Here is a 16,019-nt window from a genome sequence, read left to right on the forward strand (position 1 = left end):
ATAATTGTCCGATAGAATTATGATAAAAATAAATTAGTATATTAACCAAAACGGTCAACTCTATTTAGGGAAGCACAAAGCACAAGCCACAAACCACTTTTAACTTTACACTCAAAAACCTATGAGACTTGTATTTGCCACCCACAACCCCAACAAAATGAAGGAGATTAAACAACTGCTTCCAGATACGATTGAGTTACTTTCTCTAAATGATATTGGCTGCGATGAAGACATTGAAGAAACCGCAGATACCATTGATGGAAATGCGATTCTTAAAGCCAAATATGTTTCCGAAAAGTATGGGTACGACTGTTTTGCAGACGATACAGGACTCGAAGTAAAAGCCCTAAATGGAGAACCCGGCGTATTCTCTGCCCGGTATGCAGGAGAACATAAAAATAACGATGCGAATATCGCAAAGCTTCTTGAAAACCTAGAAGATAAATTAGATAGAAGCGCTAGCTTTAAAACGGTCATCGCCCTCTCTTTAAACGAGCATGAAACGCTATTTACAGGAATCTGTGAAGGAGAAATCACCAAAAAGAAAAGAGGAGAAAAAGGTTTTGGCTATGACCCCGTATTTTTACCGAAAGATAAAACCCAAACTTTTGCCGAAATGGAGCCCCAAGAGAAAAACGAAATAAGTCATCGCGCAAGAGCTTTTAGTCAGTTAGTCAGTTATTTATCAGAATAAGACGGCTAATAAATAAATGCGTTTTATAAGATAAGCTACTTAGGATTGTTTACCTTTGCAACTTATTTATTTTATTATATGAACAAATTTGAACAATTAGGGCTTAACGCCGAAATCGTAAATGCAGTAAGTGATATGGGGTTTGAGGCTCCTAGTGATGTACAAGAAAAAGCGATTCCAATTTTATTACAAGAGGAAACCGATTTGGTTGCCCTTGCACAGACCGGAACAGGGAAAACAGCAGCTTTTGGTTTTCCGCTACTCCAAAAAATAAACGCCGATAGCAAACACACACAGGGATTAATTCTTTCCCCTACAAGAGAATTATGTTTACAGATTACCAACGAAATACAAAATTACGCCAAATATATTAAGGGACTTAAAACGGTGGCCATTTATGGAGGTTCTAGTATTTCTGATCAAGCGAGAGCGATCAAGAAAGGAGCTCAGGTGATCGTGGCTACGCCCGGAAGAATGAAAGATATGGTAAGTCGCGGGATGATAGACATCTCTAAAATTGACTACTGTATTCTTGATGAAGCCGATGAAATGTTGAACATGGGATTCTATGAAGACATTACCGATATTTTATCGCACACCCCAAAAGATAAAAAAACATGGCTTTTTAGTGCTACGATGCCCAAAGAGGTATCTACAATCGCTAAGAAGTTTATGAACAATCCCGTAGAGATTACGGTGGGAACCAAAAACGAAGGAACCAAAAATGTTTCTCACGAATATTACGTGGTAGCAGGAAGGGACCGTTACAATGGTTTAAAACGTTTAGCCGATTCTAATCCAGATATTTTTTCGGTGATCTTTTGTAGAACCAAAAGAGATACCCAAAAAGTAGCCGAAAGATTAATCGAAGACGGTTACAATGCGGCGGCTATTCACGGAGATTTAAGTCAGAATCAACGAGATTTAGTGATGAAGAGTTTCCGTTCTCGTCAAATTCAAATGTTGGTGGCTACAGATGTCGCTGCCCGCGGAATTGATGTAGATGATATCACCCACGTGATTAACTACCAGCTGCCAGATGAAATTGAAACCTACACCCACCGAAGCGGAAGAACCGGTCGTGCTGGAAAAAGTGGCGTTTCTATGGTAATTGTGACGAAGAGTGAAATGCGTAAAATTAAAAGTATTGAGCGCATCATTAAGCAGTCTTTTGAACGTAAAGATATCCCTAGCGGAGAAGAAATTTGTCAGGTGCAATTATTCCACTTGGCGAAAAGCATTAAGAATACAGAAATTAACCACGAAATAGACAGTTACTTGCCTCAAATTGAAGAGCTTTTTAAAGACTTCAGTAAAGAAGAGGTCATTAAAAAAGTGTTTTCTGTAGAGTTTACTCGTTTCTTTAACTACTATAAAAATGCTTCTAAGCTTAACAGTCCTGCTGCAAATCATAACGATTACAGAGAAGGTGAAGATAGCGGAGAAAGCACGCGTTACTTTATTAACGTAGGTTCTAAAGATGATTTTGATTGGATGTCTCTAAAAGACTTCTTAAAAGAAAATCTAGATTTAGGGAGAGATGGTGTTTCTCGTGTAGATGTAAAAGACAGCTTCTCTTTCTTTAATACAGATACGACAGAGAAAGATAAAGTATTGGCTTTCTTTGAGAATTTTGAGCACGATGGTAGACGCATTAGCGTTGAAGAGACCAAAGATAAAGGCGGCAATAGAGATCGCAAAAAACGCGGCGGTGGCGGTGGTTTCCGTAAAGGAGGCGGCGGCAAAAGAAGCGGCGGTAGCGGTTTCAATAAGAGCAGCGACTCTGGATCTAGAGGAGAAGGTTTTTCTAGACGTAGCGGTGAATCTTCAGGGAAACGTAAATCAAACATCAAAAGCTCGGTGAGCCGAAGAAGAAACAAAAAATAAATATATTTACGTCTTTTAGAAGTAGATTTTATGTCTAAGTTCCCCATTCTTTTTAGCATCATGTTCATGGTTCTATCTTTTTCCGCGAAAGCGCAAGAAGTAGAAATTGAGGTGATTAAAGGAAAGGTGCTTAATGCGGCAAACGATTTACCTCTAGAAGACGTAAACATTGTGAACCTTAATCAGGTTAAAGGTACGGTTTCTGGCAAGGAAGGAAGTTTTGAATTGAAGGCAAAAGTCAACGATACCTTATACTTCTCCTATCTTGGTTATAAATCCATTCAGGTTCGCGTCACGAATGACTGGACCAAATATGGTGATGTAAAAGTAAAGATGACCGAGATTGGTATTGCCTTAGAAGAAGTAACGGTATCGCCTTTAAAACTCACGGGATATCTAGAAATTGACGCCAAAAACATTCCTATTTACGATAATTCCCGTTACAGCATTTCTGGCCTTAGTTATGGCTATGAAGTAGGTGACAGTCAGCCTGGTGCTTTTGCAAAAACCATGGCTTCCATTTTTAATCCCGCAGACTTGCTTTACAATACCTTTAGTAAAAAAGGTAGACAGATGCGCAAATTGCGCAAAATGAAGGAAGATGACGAGATTAGAAATTTGTTGCAAGAAAAATTCAATCGAGAAACCCTAGTCGCTTTATTGCAAATAAGCCGGGTAGATATCGACGAGATTTTAAGAAAGTGCAACTACTCTGGTCAGTTTATCAAAACGGCCAACGACCTTCAAATCTTAGATGCTATTAGCGGTTGTTACGAAGAATACAAAGTCTTAAATAGAGATTAAGCTTTTTGTTCTGCCAAAAAACGCTCTATAATTTGCTCACTGCTTTTTATAGAATTTTTTGCCCAATTGAGTTTAGCGTTATAAATTTCTTCCTCGCTAAGCCTCCACTTTACTCCACTACGTTTTAATTTAGAAGTAATACTCTGCAAGATAATCGCAGCAGAAACCGATATGTTTAAACTCTCGGTAAAACCTACCATGGGTATTTTTAGGAAACCATCGGCTTGTTCCATAATTTCAGTAGAAAGTCCGTCTTTTTCGGTTCCGAAGAATAAAGCCGAAGGCTGAGAGACATCAAAATCTTCTAGCATACACGCGTCATTATGTGGCGTAGTGGCAATAATTTGATAGCCTTTAGCACGCAAGGTCTCTAAACTATCTTTTGCGGTATGATACCTATTAATGTCTACCCATTTTTGAGCGCCCATGGCAATCTCCCTATCGATACGTTTTCTATTGCGTTCTTCGGTAATATGAACATTTTGCACACCAAATACATCGCAGCTACGTATCACAGCGCTGGTGTTATGAAGTTGGTACACATCTTCGGTAGCGACCGTAAAATGATTGGTTCTTTCGGCTAAAACTTTGTCGAATAATTGCCGCCTACGCGGAGTTAGATAACTTTGTAAATGTTCTAAGAGTTCTTGATTCATGCTACAAAAATAAAAACCCCAGCGAACTTTGCTATCGTTTAAAACAATATTTTGATTATTTTGCTGAAAACCTTTCTAAATACAAACCCATGAAAAATATAGTAGTCTTAACAGGAGCTGGCATAAGCGCCGAAAGTGGCATCAAAACCTTTAGGGATGACAACGGACTTTGGGAAGGACACGACGTGATGCAAGTGGCTTCCCCGCAAGGTTTTGAAAAAAATCCCGAGCTGGTTTTAGATTTTTATAATAAAAGACGACGACAATTAAAAGGAGTGCACCCCAATGCGGCACATTTGGCCTTAAAGGAATTGGAAGAAAAATATAAAGTGACGATTATCACTCAGAATGTAGACGACTTGCACGAACGCGCCGGAAGCAGTAACGTAATTCATTTACACGGTGAGCTTTTTAAAGTGCGAAGTACTTTTGACCAAGAATTGGTTTTCGATTGGAAAGACGATTTAAATGTTGGGGATTTCTGTGAATTCAACTCGCAATTAAGACCGCATATTGTTTGGTTTGGAGAAGAAGTTCCTTTATTGGAGCGCGCAGCTTTAGAAGTAGAGAAAGCCGACATCCTCCTCATTATTGGCACTTCGATGCAAGTATATCCTGCGGCAGGTTTAAAAGACTTTGTGCCGTCGCATTGCCAAATGTTTTTTATAGACCCCAAGCCTGCCATAGAAGAAATTAAAAATTTAACGATCATCCCAGAAAAAGCTTCTACCGGCGTTAAAAAATTGGTGGAGGAATTGCTGAAAGATTGTTAATTGTATATTTTTCAATACGGAATACCAAAATTTGAAAATTAAAACCTTTAAGACTTAGTTTTAGTCTTTAAAATGAGGATGCTAATTAGAAGAAAAAAAACTCTGCTATTCTGATTATTAAATTCTTATCCATAAAAACATCAATTAATAGTAGATTTGTTACCCAAACCGAAATGGAATCACCAATAAAATGAACGTTAACCACTTTCCAAAATTAGAGTCAAAACGGCTTTTGTTTAGAAAAATAATCGCATCAGACGCCGAAGAAATTTTATTCTTAAGGTCTGATAAAAGTATCAATACATACATAGAAAGGCCAGAAAGTAAAAAAATTAAAAGTATTGCTGATGCTAAAAAGATGATCAGAAACTTAGATAAATCATATGAAGCTAACGAGTCCATTGCTTGGGGAATAAGTTTAAAAGACGAGCCTCAACTTATTGGAACTATTGGAATACGAAATTTCTCTGTAAACCCAAAAACTGCAGAAGTGGGTTATGATTTACATACTGAATACCATCAAAAAGGAATCATGAACGAAGCGCTAAGCATGCTTATTCACTTTAGTTTTAATACACTGCAATTAGAGAAAATAGAGGCTTTTACGCATGTTGAGAATCAGGCTTCTATAAAATTATTAGAAAAAAATGGATTTCAGTTAATGAAGAGTAGAAAAGATTTAGACTATCTGTCAAATATCATTTTTGAACTTGAAAACAGTAAAAAATAAAGACTCTCGGGACAAACCTCTCTTCCGACCTAAGCTCAACTTCGAGGTATCAATTAAAAAATGCAATAAGCGAGTTGAAATAGAATTGTAGCATCTAAAACAGCAAATTTTATTTTTTTTTCAAACAATCAAAAAATCGTGTAGATTGCATAGTAGTTTTTTAGATGATCATAAAAGAATAACGAATGCGTAAATTAGAGCGAATAACAAATCCGAAAGTAGAAGAAGTTTTTGCTAATTACCCTGACGTTGTTCGTGAAAAGATGCAATTCTTAAGAGAATTAGTCATAGAAACGGCAGAAGAGATCAAGGAAGTTTCTAAACTGGAAGAAACCTTGAAATGGGGAGAACCTAGTTTTGTGACCAAGAACGGTAGTACGCTACGTATGGATTGGAAAGAAAAAACACCAGAGTACTATGCGATGTATTTTCAATGCAGCAGTAGACTCGTAGACACGTTTAGACTGGTCTTTGATCACACATTTCAATACGAAGGCACTCGCGCCCTTGTCTTTCATATCAACCAGAAATTACCTATAGAAGAATTAAAATCTTGTATAAAAGCAACGTTGACCTACCATAGCGTGAAGCACTTGGAAACTTTGGGAATTTAATAAAATGTTATTTGTGGTATTGAATTTGAAACTACAGTATTTGCCAACACCTATAACCTCAGAAAAATCTCCATTAAATATTTAACCTATTGGTCTCCCAATAATTCTTGCATTTTCTTTTCTAAATCTGCTCCCTTTAATTTAACCTCAATCACCTTTCCATCCTCATCCAACAGGTAATTCATAGGAATGGAAGAGACTTGATATAAACGAACAGCTGGATCATCCCACCCGTTGAGGATTGAAACATGATCCCAGTTCATTCCAAATTTTTTAATAGCATCCATCCATTCGCTTTTTTCTTTATCTAGAGATACACTTAGAATGTTAAGGCCCTTCTCGTGGTATTTTTTATAAACCTCTACCACATTTGGCATTTCTGCTCGACAATACGAACACCAAGATGCCCAAAATTCAATCAAAGTATATTTTCCATCTTTGTTCATTACGTCTTGTAAGGAAAGCTCTTCTCCTTCTGGAGTTTTCGCACTAAAATTAAAAGCAATATCACCTATAGAAATACCTGTAGATTCTCCATATTTTTCCCCCAGCTTCTTACCCATAGGGGTTTCTTTAAGTAGTGTCGAAAATTTTCCATAAAGTTGAAACATTTCCGTAAAAGTAATCGTGGGTAAATCTATTAAATCTGAAAAAATGAATAAAGAAGGTAATGCGTTGGGGTGTGTTTTAATCAACTCTTTATTATGAGCAACTATAGCTCTTGCAATTGCCATTTGTTGGCTTTCCAGTTCTTCTCGGATATTAGGATCCTCAAGTTCTTCTGTACTAAATTGACGAGACATGCGAATAAGCTCTGCATTTCTCTCTTTCATGTATGCTTTATAATCAGTCAATAGTTCATTGGCATCACTGCCTTGCATCACAGAACTGTAGATGCTGTCCGGATAAATTTTAGCCGTTAAGGATTTGTTTTCATTAATAAAAGATACATCTCCACGTACTCCAGCTATCGATAAAAGGCTAAATACTTGATGATCTACTGCTGGTAATTCAATTTGAAATTTTCCATTTTTAACTTGGGTTGAGTCTAAAGAAATTTTTTCATTTTCATTCACCAGAATAGAAAAGTAAACCAGAGTGCCATCGGGTACATTCTCAATTTGCGCATGGAGTTGATTTTTTTTAGTTTGACTTGTCACCGCTTGAACCGATAGGATTAAAACGCTTAACACAAGAAAAAAGAATTTATTCATGTTTTGGGGTATAAAGGTTTTGTAAAGATATAAAATTCTAACACAGACCTTGTTTAGTTCTATAAATACCATTCATACAGAAAAGAATACCAACTACGAAATATCTTATACTACCTATCATAAAGTTTATTTTTGAATGATAAAAGTTCATAATTTTCCAGTAGATATTTCATGTCGGAATGGCTCTGTCGAATGATCAATAAAAAAAGAGCTCTATTTTAAAAATAATAATAAGTAAACGAATCAAACCTAAATTAATACATTTTAAATACCAAAAAGGATGAAAACTAAAAAAATTACCAAAACACTTTCTTTATTATTACTGAGCTTCTCTCTAGTTGTTCTTTATTCGTGTAGCAGCGATGATGATAGTAATCCTAATAATTCTGAGAATCCAGGATCTGGTGCACCGCACACTTATGAACTCACCATAACCGGTGGAGAATTAGACGGTCAAGTATTATCTGGTGTTATCGATAATAAAGCTGACGATGATGCAAGTGCTGATGACTTTATTGCTTCTACCGGCTTTACCAATTCAGATGAGGGTCCAAACTTAAGACTTATTAATCTTTTCATGGAAGATGATCAAGTAGGCATCACCGGATGGGTAATGTATAATGAAGAAACAGGAATCTCAAAAGACTTTGGAAGTGGAGAGGTAGATGCACTATCGGTATCAAGTTTGACGATAAGCGTTACCCCGTCTAGCGAATTCGGTTAATTCTTGGGAGGGGCCTATATTAGCAATGAAGGAACGGTTACGCTTACCAATGTGAAGTTATTAAGCTTTCTTTCTACTGCAGGTACAGCCGCATTTCAAATGAATATTGAAGGAACCTTTATTAGACCATTAGCAAACGGATCTGTAGATGAAATGGAAGAAGCTCAAATTTCTGGAGAAATAGTATTCAATGTTCCTGTGGAAATGGAATGGATGGAGGAATTATAAACGCGATTTTCTCTTTCTAAGCATCTATTTAAAACTAGTCGTGTCCGACTAAGACATAAGACCTGCCCGTACCGAAGCGGTACGTTCGGGCGGGCGCTACAAGATAATAGACGTAAGATTTAATCTGTAATATGCTGATTATCATCTTTTTTTAAAAATATACATCTATGATAAATTTTAAAATAAAACGCAACACAAAAGCAAGGGGCTCCCACCAAAAAACACCTTTATTACTTGCTATAATTGACTTAAGCACATTCTAAAACATTTTACCTGGACACTAATGATTTAAAATCTTAATTTTAATATAGATGAAAACCTCAAAACAACTCATTTACCTACTTCTTATTTTAGGTGTAAGCATTTTTGTAAACTGCAGCAGCGATGATGATACTTCGCCAAATAATAATGATAATGATTCCCAAGCTTATGATGTCACAGCAAATTTAGAGTTCTCTTCTGGAGAGCAGATGGATTTTAAAGCAAATTCTGTTTTACCATTTGCAGATCTTTTTATTTATGATGAGAATACAGGACATCGTATTTTAACTTCGGGATATCAAACTACCCAAGACAGTCTTATTTATAGATTAGATATAAAAGGTATTTTTAAAGACGAACCGGGAACGTACGCGATGTACGAAAACAATGACAATTATCTAGAAGCACTTGGGTTTTATTTGCAATTTACTGTAGAGAGTGAAGATGGAGCTATAACTACAGATGATTTGTACCGGACGAAATACATTAGCGCAGAGTCGGGTAATTTTGAAATCACCTCGGTTAGCGGTAATCGCTTAAAAGGTAATTTTTCTGCTGTTCTACCCTATGTTCCTTTAGAAGATGGGAATAACCTAAAAATCATGAATGGAAAAATAGATATTGCTATTTCTAGGCTAAGTGAATAAAATAGAATGTATGCAAGAAACCCACCTATCAAAGGATTTTGATAGGTGGGTTTTTTAATTTAAATTTAAATTTTAATAGAAATGACAAGCTAGTGAGATTACATTTAAAAGTTTAAGTTCATTTTCACAAGATTAGTTAACCATGCAGCTCAACGTAAAAGATACCGTAGATCAAGAGACTTATGACCAAGTCGTAAAGTTATTGATTGATTACAATATCAGTAAAACTAAAGCACATAAAAACGAAATCAATAAACCTATAGAAATCATTGCCAGAGATAAGGCTAACCAAATTATTGTGGTCTTTATGGGCGTTCCATTTGGGGAACCTTAGAAATTAAAACCTTTGTGGTAAAACAGGAAAATAGAAACGAAGGCATTGGAAGACAATTAATGCTGGAAGCAGAAAAAGAAGCAAAAAAACGAAATTGTCGCTATTTAAGTTTAGACACGTTCTCTTTTCAATCGCCTTTATTTTATGAGAAACTCGGTTTTAAAAAGATAGGAACAGAAACTGATTTTCCCAAAGGCTATGAGAAATATTATTACCAAAAGAAAATCTAAATCACTCCCAACTATAAAAAATTTGTCTTGCAAGAAGAAAAAATAATCTATACAACGCCTCCAGTTCGCATCAGTGTTTACGGGACTTTAATTCTTATTATCATTGGAGCTTATTTTATTTACATTGTTAACTCCCTGATGCTGCAATTACTAATGGGCAGTATTTTTGTCTTCATCTTCATTTTTAGAACCCTTAAGAATTTTTACAAAAAAAAATTATAATCTCAGAAAACCATATTGAACTTATCAAAACAAGACTGGCAGGAAAAAAAGCATCTAAACGCTTCATGTTTTCAGAAATTGAACGCATTAAATACAATAAAGGGGGCTACCGACAAGACAGCGCGATCTACTTAAAAACCAAAGAAAATTCAAATATAAAGGTTCCTGTTACAGAAAATTCATTTCAGTTAGGACCCATTCTCAAGTTCCTAAATGATAAAGGCATTAAAATAAATTTGGTGCATTCAGATCATGAATTAAGATTATACCTTGACGGAAAAATTAAAAGCTTCCCTATGTCAAGCAAAGCGGAAGTGGATACTAAAAACTTTCGTTAATATAAGTTCTAAGATTTATATCACTATTCTTAACCAATAACGTCCTAAACATTTTTAAGAATATTAAAAGATTAATTCTGTTCTAAATTTAATTAGGACAATACTGATTCTTAACCTCTTTAATAATTACTCCCAAGCAATAAAAGTAACAAAACAGAAAGTTGTCCGTCATAAAGTAAAACCACCAAACGCAACTTTATGTCTTTATGGACTCCCCTTATTTGGTTAGCGATCATTTTACCCTTACTCATCGCTGCTCAAATTTTCTCGAAAGAAACCCACCCCAAATACCTTTTTCTTTTTGGCGCCTATTTTCTCTTTGATGCTTATACCCGTATTTTAGGTTTTGAATTGATTCCTCTAGATTTTCTACATCTAAACCTAAACTGGAGTGGAACGCTGCTAAGTTTTGTGGTCGCTCTCCTCATCATTTTATCGCAAACCAAAAACATACGACGCGAAATGGGGTTTACCACCCAACTAAATACCAAAACCCTTAAACTGGGAATTTTAATTTTCTTGGGCTTCCTCGTTTTCGATTTTATCTTTAAAATGATCGTATTTCCTAAAGGAAATGAATTTGATATGGAGCAATTAATGTTTCAAGCGAGCATGCCGGGATTGTCTGAAGAAATCGTTTTTCGCGGCATCCATCTTTGGCTTTTAAGCAAAGCCTTTGTTCCCACAAAGAAAATTAAAGGCATTGCATTTGGCTGGGGGTTTATCATCGTCACCTTTCTTTTTGCGATGATTCACGGCGTGGTCCTCACAGAGGCAATGGAGTTTAAAGTAGATATCATCACCATTCTTTACCTCACTCTAATCACCTCACTAAGTATAGGAATTTTAAGAAAATTTACTGGTAACCTCATCCTCCCAACACTGGGACATAACCTCGTGAATGTGATGAATTTATTTATTCGAAGCTTATAAAAAGCTAGTTTTATGCGGTGGATTGTATTTTCCTTATCGGATTTGATTTCGTTTTTTTACTCTTGATAGTTTTCTTGTTAGTATATTACACAGGAAGTATGAAATTGTATTAACTTTCTTTAGTTTAAAGTGAACAAAAAAAGTTAGAAGACTGGGCTAAACTGACTAGAAAATACGTTCCAGACAATTCTCAGCTTTTACGATATATCAATATATTCGAGAAAGAATGGGATAAAAAATAAATCATGAAAAGCTCTAAAGAGACTTCTTTATTAACCCATTTGCGTGAGATGAATACCCTTCGACCAAACAGAGTGTTTTCACCAACCGACTTCTAAACGAACCCGAATTAATCCTGAAAGTTATCGCGATTGCAAAAAATGAAAGCGAAGAAGTTTCAGGGAAAGCCTCTAGGGCTTTAGAGTTGGTTTGCATTCAAGATTTGCAGCTTATTTTCGCGCATATCGAATCTATTTTTCAAATCATTAAAAGAAATAGACGAGACGATGTGATTCGTCCTATGGCTAAAGTTTTAGAACTATGGGTACTAAATTATTTCAGTAAAACCCCAAAAATTAAGCTTCAGGAAGACCAAAAAGAAAAAATTACCTCCATTTGTTTTGACTGGATGATTACGCCGCAAAAAGTAGCTTCTCAAGCCTATAGTCTGCAAACACTCTACTTATTAGGGAAAGAAATACCTTGGATTCATCCAGAATTAAAAATCATCCTAGAGCAAAACTACCCTCAAGCTTCATCAGGATACCAAGCAAGAAGCAGAAAAATTCTTAGCAAGATTACAATTTAACAAGCCTTCTCTTTCCTCTCTTAGACTTCAGCAATTGAGGAATGGGAGTCGAAATAAAGGTAAACCCTATTCCGGTTAATAAGATCAATCCACCCACCAGCATTTGTAGGGTTATGGGTTCCGATAAGAAATACCAAGCCAAAATAGTAGTTAGTAAAGCTTGTCCCAAGAGAGATAAACTCACGCGAGTGGCACGCATTTTACTAATGGCAAAATTAAGCGCAAACCAAGCGAACAACTGACACACCAAAGCCTGAATAAATAAGACCAACCAAGCGGTATTACTAAAGCCGTAGAAGGCTTCTCCTGCAACCCAATTTAATACCCCCAAGAAAATGGTAGAAGCAAATAGGTTAATCAGCATAAAAGTGGGAACGTTGATTTTATCCAACACGCCTTTTGAGGTTAGAAAATACCAAGAGTAGAAAATCCCCGATAAAATTCCGAAAAGGAAAGCCCTATCAAATTTCATTTCCAAAAAGAACTGAAATCCAACAATAGTCACCATTCCCAATAAAGCCACTAAAGTTCCTATCCAAAAGTTGAGTTTAGGTTTATCGGCGAGTACAAAAAAGGCTCCTACGCCAACCCAAATGGGTGATAAGTTGGTAAGCAGTGTGGCTTGGGTGGCACTAGATTCTTGGATGGCGATATTCCAAACGGCTACATCGGCACCAAATAAAACCCCACATAAGGCAGAGAGTAAAGCTATCTTTAGCGTGGGTTTTTGCCATTGCTTGGTTAAAAACACCACAGGCAATAAAAGAACAAAAGCAATCGCCATCCTATAAAATGCCGATATAAGTCCAGAGGTTAAACCTAATTTTACCAAAATGGGGAAAATAGAAATACTCACAATCCCCGCCACTAATGCAATTCTCGCTTTATTCATCGCTCTAAAAATAATCGGCAAAATTAATCCATATTCATAATATGGACCTTGTTTTACCTAAACTTTAACGTATTAAAAAATGATTTTAATTTATCAAATGAAGATTTTACGCTCACCTAAAAAGGAGCTATATTTGTCTGCTTAAAACACACACAACCATGCATACGTTACAAGCTATTTCCCCTATTGATGGTAGATATCATTCTAAAACCGAAAAACTATCCGCTTTCTTTAGTGAAGAAGCCTTAATCAAGTACCGCGTAAAAGTAGAAATTGAGTATTTTATTGCACTTTGCAACTTGCCTTTACCTCAACTAAAAACGATGGATGCTGACTTATATCCTAAGCTTAGGAAAATTTATGAAGATTTTTCTAGTATTGATGCGCAGGCGGTAAAAGAGATTGAGAAAGTAACCAACCACGATGTAAAAGCCGTGGAGTATTTTATAAAAGAAAAGTTTGATGCTTTAGGTTTACAAGCGCACAAAGAATTTATCCACTTCGGATTGACCTCACAAGACATCAACAATACGTCTGTTCCGCTTACGCTGAAAGATGCCTTAGTAGAAGTGTACCATCCTTTATTGGAAGAAGTATTACAAAAGCTAAAAGCGATGGCCAAGGATTGGGCTCATATCCCACTTTTGGCAAGAACTCACGGGCAACCTGCCTCTCCTACCCGATTAGGAAAAGAGATTGAGGTTTTTGTGGTGCGTTTAGAAGAGCAGATCAAAAGCTTAAAAGAAGTTCCTGCGGCGGCCAAATTTGGCGGTGCAACAGGAAATTTTAACGCTCATAAAGTCGCTTATCCTAATCAAGATTGGAAGTCTTTTGGAAATCATTTTGTAGAGCAAATCTTGGGAATGAAGCATTCTTTCCCTACCACACAAGTGGAGCATTACGATTTTATGGCGGCTACTTTTGATGCTTTAAAACGCATCAACACCATTCTTATTGATTTAGATCGTGACGTTTGGACCTACGTTTCTATGGATTATTTTAAGCAAAAAATTAAGGAAGGAGAAGTAGGTTCTTCGGCCATGCCACATAAAGTCAACCCAATCGATTTTGAAAACAGCGAAGGAAACTTAGGAATTGCCAATGCTTTATTTGAGCATTTATCGGCAAAACTTCCCATTAGCCGTTTGCAAAGAGATTTAACCGATAGTACCGTATTAAGAAATATTGGCGTTCCTATTGGTCATACCATGATTGCTTTGGCTTCTACCTTAAAAGGTTTACATAAGCTGCTGCTGAATGAAAGTAAACTCAACGAGGATTTAGAAAACAATTGGGCCGTCGTAGCAGAAGCGATTCAGACCATTTTGAGAAGAGAAGCTTATCCCAATCCTTACGAAGCTTTAAAAGGACTCACACGTACCAACGAAAAAATTAACGCCAAGAGTATAGCCGATTTTATTGAAACCTTAGAGGTTTCGGAAGAAATTAAAGCTGAATTAAAAGCGATCACACCTCAAAATTATACGGGAATTTAATATTTCTAATTGAAACCAATCTCTCTTAAAAAAAACACTTTACAGAAAATAGATAAGGATAGGGAGAGTTTAATTTATTTCTAAACAAAAAACCACCCTTCTTTCTAGAAGGGAAAAAAGGAAAACATAAAAAAAGTCCAAGTTCGACAGATCGAGCTTGGACTTTTTTAACTGTATTTTTTGCTGAGCTCTATTCTCTTCTAAATTTTTTAGTTTCTTCAAAAACGTGCTCCAAGATGGCTTTATCTTCTTCCGTAAAGTCAATTTTACGGCGTTGCATTACTTTTTCGGCAACTTCAAAAGCTTTGTTGGTTTTGTAGGTGGTAGTTCCATTACTTCCACCCCAGCTGAAACTCGGGATAAAATTACGAGGAAAACCTGCCCCAAAAATATTAGCACTTACGCCCACCACGGTTCCGGTATTAAACATGGTATTGATTCCGCATTTAGAATGATCTCCCATCATAAGGCCGCAAAACTGAAGTCCGGTGGGTGCGAAACGCTCGGTTTCATAATCCCATAAACGCACCTCAGCATAGTTATTTTTTAAATTGGAGTTGTTGGTATCTGCACCCAGATTACACCATTCTCCCAAGACCGAATTTCCTAAAAAGCCATCGTGTCCCTTATTAGAATACCCCATAATCATAGAATTGCTCACTTCTCCCCCCACTTTACAATGAGGTCCCACGGTGGTGGCTCCGTAAATTTTAGTACCCATTTTTAGCGTGCCGTGATCACAAAGTGCAAAAGGTCCCCTAACGTGGCAGCCTTCCATCACTTCGGCGTCTTTTCCTATGTAAATAGGTCCGCTAGAAGCGTTTAAGGAAGCCATGGTTAACTTCGCGCCTTCTTCTATAAAAATTTGCTCTTGATTCACGCAAAAAACGCCTTCGGGAATTTTGGCAGAAGTCCGGTCTTTGGTAAGTAAGTCAAAATCGGCTTGAATCGCTTGGTCATTTTTAGCGAAAATATCCCAAGAATGAGCAATCATCAAGGGCTCTTCTTGAAGTTTAATTTCCTGAAAAGCATCTAAATCTATTTCCTCTTCTTCTTTTGTTCTAAAAGCGATGTAGGTATCTTCAAAGGTTAAAACTTGATGTTCTTTTAAGTTTTTTATTTGCTCTACTAAGCTTTCTGACGGGCAAACAGCCGCATTAATCATGGTATTATGTTCCATCTCCACCATAGGCCAACGTTCAGCCAAATAATCTTCGGTAATCGTGGTTGTGGTGGTTTCCAAGAACTTTTCCCATTTTTCGCGTATAGTTAAAATCCCGAAACGTAAATCGGCTACGGGTTTGGTATAGGTAAAAGGGAGCAATTGGTTTCTTACTGCGCCATCAAATAATATATAATTCATCGTCAACTTAGTTTTAAAACAAAGGTAAGGAAGTTTTTAGTAGCTGCTTTTTTGAAGATGCATTTTTATTTTTGCTGGTAACTCTCCCTGAATAGCCTTCAACAGATAACTCTAAGCCGAAGTAAACACCACGAATCTCTTCCGCAAAGAGAAAATTCCGCGAAAGCGAAA

General features: G+C 36.6%; 19 protein-coding genes. 15 read left to right on the forward strand and 4 right to left on the reverse strand.

Annotated elements, in window-relative coordinates:
• Positions 1 to 121: 121 nt before the first annotated feature.
• From RBU60_RS09375 to RBU60_RS09385, 3 genes are all read left to right on the forward strand, one after another.
• Positions 122 to 694: a non-canonical purine NTP diphosphatase gene (locus RBU60_RS09375; protein WP_308864626.1), complete on the forward strand. Its 573-nt coding sequence runs from the start codon at positions 122 to 124 to the stop codon at positions 692 to 694.
• Between the two features lie 78 nt (positions 695 to 772).
• The gene (locus RBU60_RS09380) at positions 773 to 2,581 is read left to right on the forward strand and encodes a DEAD/DEAH box helicase (protein WP_308864628.1); all 1,809 of its coding nucleotides are present in this window, start codon (positions 773 to 775) and stop codon (positions 2,579 to 2,581) included.
• A gap of 30 nt (positions 2,582 to 2,611) precedes the next feature.
• The gene (locus RBU60_RS09385) at positions 2,612 to 3,385 is read left to right on the forward strand and encodes a carboxypeptidase-like regulatory domain-containing protein (protein ID WP_308864630.1); all 774 of its coding nucleotides are present in this window, start codon (positions 2,612 to 2,614) and stop codon (positions 3,383 to 3,385) included.
• On the opposite strand, the gene RBU60_RS09390 is transcribed toward RBU60_RS09385, so the two are convergent.
• On the reverse strand, positions 3,382 to 4,041 hold the full coding sequence (locus RBU60_RS09390) for a TrmH family RNA methyltransferase (protein ID WP_308864631.1): 660 nt from the start codon (positions 4,039 to 4,041) through the stop codon (positions 3,382 to 3,384). The genes RBU60_RS09385 and RBU60_RS09390 overlap by 4 nt on opposite strands.
• 89 nt (positions 4,042 to 4,130) lie before the next feature.
• Here RBU60_RS09390 and RBU60_RS09395 point away from each other — a divergent pair, with 89 nt between their 5' ends.
• The 3 genes from RBU60_RS09395 to RBU60_RS09405 all read left to right on the forward strand — a co-directional run bounded on the left by RBU60_RS09395 (position 4,131) and on the right by RBU60_RS09405 (position 6,158).
• On the forward strand, positions 4,131 to 4,814 hold the full coding sequence (locus tag RBU60_RS09395) for an SIR2 family NAD-dependent protein deacylase (protein WP_308864632.1): 684 nt from the start codon (positions 4,131 to 4,133) through the stop codon (positions 4,812 to 4,814).
• Between the two features lie 232 nt (positions 4,815 to 5,046).
• Entirely contained in the window at positions 5,047 to 5,544 is a 498-nt protein-coding gene (locus RBU60_RS09400; RefSeq protein ID WP_308864634.1) for a GNAT family N-acetyltransferase, read from the forward strand.
• 185 nt (positions 5,545 to 5,729) lie between these two features.
• Positions 5,730 to 6,158, forward strand: coding sequence for a DUF1801 domain-containing protein (locus tag RBU60_RS09405; RefSeq protein ID WP_308864636.1), 429 nt, complete (start codon positions 5,730 to 5,732; stop codon positions 6,156 to 6,158).
• Between the two features lie 86 nt (positions 6,159 to 6,244).
• On the opposite strand, the gene RBU60_RS09410 is transcribed toward RBU60_RS09405, so the two are convergent.
• Complete coding sequence (locus RBU60_RS09410) at positions 6,245 to 7,372, reverse strand: TlpA disulfide reductase family protein (RefSeq protein WP_308864638.1); 1,128 nt, start codon at positions 7,370 to 7,372, stop codon at positions 6,245 to 6,247.
• Between the two features lie 280 nt (positions 7,373 to 7,652).
• Here RBU60_RS09410 and RBU60_RS09415 point away from each other — a divergent pair, with 280 nt between their 5' ends.
• The 8 genes from RBU60_RS09415 to RBU60_RS09450 all read left to right on the forward strand — a co-directional run bounded on the left by RBU60_RS09415 (position 7,653) and on the right by RBU60_RS09450 (position 12,097).
• Positions 7,653 to 8,096, forward strand: a complete 444-nt coding sequence (locus tag RBU60_RS09415) for a hypothetical protein (RefSeq protein ID WP_308864639.1) — start codon at positions 7,653 to 7,655, stop codon at positions 8,094 to 8,096.
• A 3-nt stretch (positions 8,097 to 8,099) separates the two neighbouring features.
• Positions 8,100 to 8,324 carry a hypothetical protein gene (locus RBU60_RS09420; protein WP_308864640.1) on the forward strand — a complete coding sequence of 75 codons (225 nt, stop codon included), beginning with the start codon at positions 8,100 to 8,102 and terminating at the stop codon, positions 8,322 to 8,324.
• Between the two features lie 311 nt (positions 8,325 to 8,635).
• Positions 8,636 to 9,232 (forward strand): hypothetical protein, encoded by a 597-nt coding sequence (locus tag RBU60_RS09425; RefSeq protein ID WP_308864642.1) that lies wholly within the window; start codon positions 8,636 to 8,638, stop codon positions 9,230 to 9,232.
• 142 nt (positions 9,233 to 9,374) lie between these two features.
• On the forward strand, positions 9,375 to 9,566 hold the full coding sequence (locus tag RBU60_RS09430; RefSeq protein ID WP_308864643.1) for a hypothetical protein: 192 nt from the start codon (positions 9,375 to 9,377) through the stop codon (positions 9,564 to 9,566).
• 2 nt (positions 9,567 to 9,568) lie between these two features.
• A complete protein-coding gene (locus RBU60_RS09435) occupies positions 9,569 to 9,796 on the forward strand; it encodes a GNAT family N-acetyltransferase (RefSeq protein WP_308864681.1) in 228 nt (75 codons plus the stop codon).
• A gap of 287 nt (positions 9,797 to 10,083) precedes the next feature.
• On the forward strand, positions 10,084 to 10,356 hold the full coding sequence (locus RBU60_RS09440; RefSeq protein ID WP_308864644.1) for a hypothetical protein: 273 nt from the start codon (positions 10,084 to 10,086) through the stop codon (positions 10,354 to 10,356).
• A gap of 198 nt (positions 10,357 to 10,554) precedes the next feature.
• Complete coding sequence (locus RBU60_RS09445; RefSeq protein WP_308864645.1) at positions 10,555 to 11,289, forward strand: CPBP family glutamic-type intramembrane protease; 735 nt, start codon at positions 10,555 to 10,557, stop codon at positions 11,287 to 11,289.
• Between the two features lie 442 nt (positions 11,290 to 11,731).
• Entirely contained in the window at positions 11,732 to 12,097 is a 366-nt protein-coding gene (locus RBU60_RS09450; protein WP_308864646.1) for a hypothetical protein, read from the forward strand.
• Here the strand turns inward: RBU60_RS09450 and RBU60_RS09455 are convergent.
• On the reverse strand, positions 12,087 to 12,989 hold the full coding sequence (locus RBU60_RS09455) for a DMT family transporter (RefSeq protein ID WP_308864647.1): 903 nt from the start codon (positions 12,987 to 12,989) through the stop codon (positions 12,087 to 12,089). The genes RBU60_RS09450 and RBU60_RS09455 overlap by 11 nt on opposite strands.
• A 158-nt stretch (positions 12,990 to 13,147) precedes the next feature.
• On the opposite strand from RBU60_RS09455, the gene purB reads away from it, so the two are divergent.
• Positions 13,148 to 14,485: an adenylosuccinate lyase gene (gene purB / locus RBU60_RS09460; protein WP_308864648.1), complete on the forward strand. Its 1,338-nt coding sequence runs from the start codon at positions 13,148 to 13,150 to the stop codon at positions 14,483 to 14,485.
• Positions 14,486 to 14,675: 190 nt separating this feature from the next.
• Here the strand turns inward: purB and RBU60_RS09465 are convergent, their stop codons facing one another.
• Positions 14,676 to 15,848, reverse strand: a complete 1,173-nt coding sequence (locus RBU60_RS09465) for a GlmU family protein (RefSeq protein ID WP_308864650.1) — start codon at positions 15,846 to 15,848, stop codon at positions 14,676 to 14,678.
• Positions 15,849 to 16,019: the final 171 nt, after the last annotated feature.

Source organism: Mesonia profundi, from assembly GCF_031085155.1.
Classification (GTDB): Bacteria; Bacteroidota; Bacteroidia; order Flavobacteriales; family Flavobacteriaceae; genus Mesonia; species Mesonia profundi.

What these genes read in the sequence shown, in the direction of transcription:
- purB (WP_308864648.1), top strand. Translation starts at nt 13,148, where the DNA reads ATGCATACGTTACAAGCTATTTCCCCTATTGATGGTAGATATCATTCT.
- RBU60_RS09430 (WP_308864643.1), top strand. Translation starts at nt 9,375, where the DNA reads ATGCAGCTCAACGTAAAAGATACCGTAGATCAAGAGACTTATGACCAA.
- RBU60_RS09425 (WP_308864642.1), top strand. Translation starts at nt 8,636, where the DNA reads ATGAAAACCTCAAAACAACTCATTTACCTACTTCTTATTTTAGGTGTA.
- RBU60_RS09390 (WP_308864631.1), bottom strand. Translation starts at nt 4,041, where the DNA reads ATGAATCAAGAACTCTTAGAACATTTACAAAGTTATCTAACTCCGCGT.
- RBU60_RS09395 (WP_308864632.1), top strand. Translation starts at nt 4,131, where the DNA reads ATGAAAAATATAGTAGTCTTAACAGGAGCTGGCATAAGCGCCGAAAGT.
- RBU60_RS09445 (WP_308864645.1), top strand. Translation starts at nt 10,555, where the DNA reads ATGTCTTTATGGACTCCCCTTATTTGGTTAGCGATCATTTTACCCTTA.
- RBU60_RS09405 (WP_308864636.1), top strand. Translation starts at nt 5,730, where the DNA reads ATGCGTAAATTAGAGCGAATAACAAATCCGAAAGTAGAAGAAGTTTTT.
- RBU60_RS09440 (WP_308864644.1), top strand. Translation starts at nt 10,084, where the DNA reads ATGTTTTCAGAAATTGAACGCATTAAATACAATAAAGGGGGCTACCGA.
- RBU60_RS09465 (WP_308864650.1), bottom strand. Translation starts at nt 15,848, where the DNA reads ATGAATTATATATTATTTGATGGCGCAGTAAGAAACCAATTGCTCCCT.
- RBU60_RS09375 (WP_308864626.1), top strand. Translation starts at nt 122, where the DNA reads ATGAGACTTGTATTTGCCACCCACAACCCCAACAAAATGAAGGAGATT.
- RBU60_RS09455 (WP_308864647.1), bottom strand. Translation starts at nt 12,989, where the DNA reads ATGAATAAAGCGAGAATTGCATTAGTGGCGGGGATTGTGAGTATTTCT.
- RBU60_RS09380 (WP_308864628.1), top strand. Translation starts at nt 773, where the DNA reads ATGAACAAATTTGAACAATTAGGGCTTAACGCCGAAATCGTAAATGCA.
- RBU60_RS09415 (WP_308864639.1), top strand. Translation starts at nt 7,653, where the DNA reads ATGAAAACTAAAAAAATTACCAAAACACTTTCTTTATTATTACTGAGC.
- RBU60_RS09385 (WP_308864630.1), top strand. Translation starts at nt 2,612, where the DNA reads ATGTCTAAGTTCCCCATTCTTTTTAGCATCATGTTCATGGTTCTATCT.
- RBU60_RS09410 (WP_308864638.1), bottom strand. Translation starts at nt 7,372, where the DNA reads ATGAATAAATTCTTTTTTCTTGTGTTAAGCGTTTTAATCCTATCGGTT.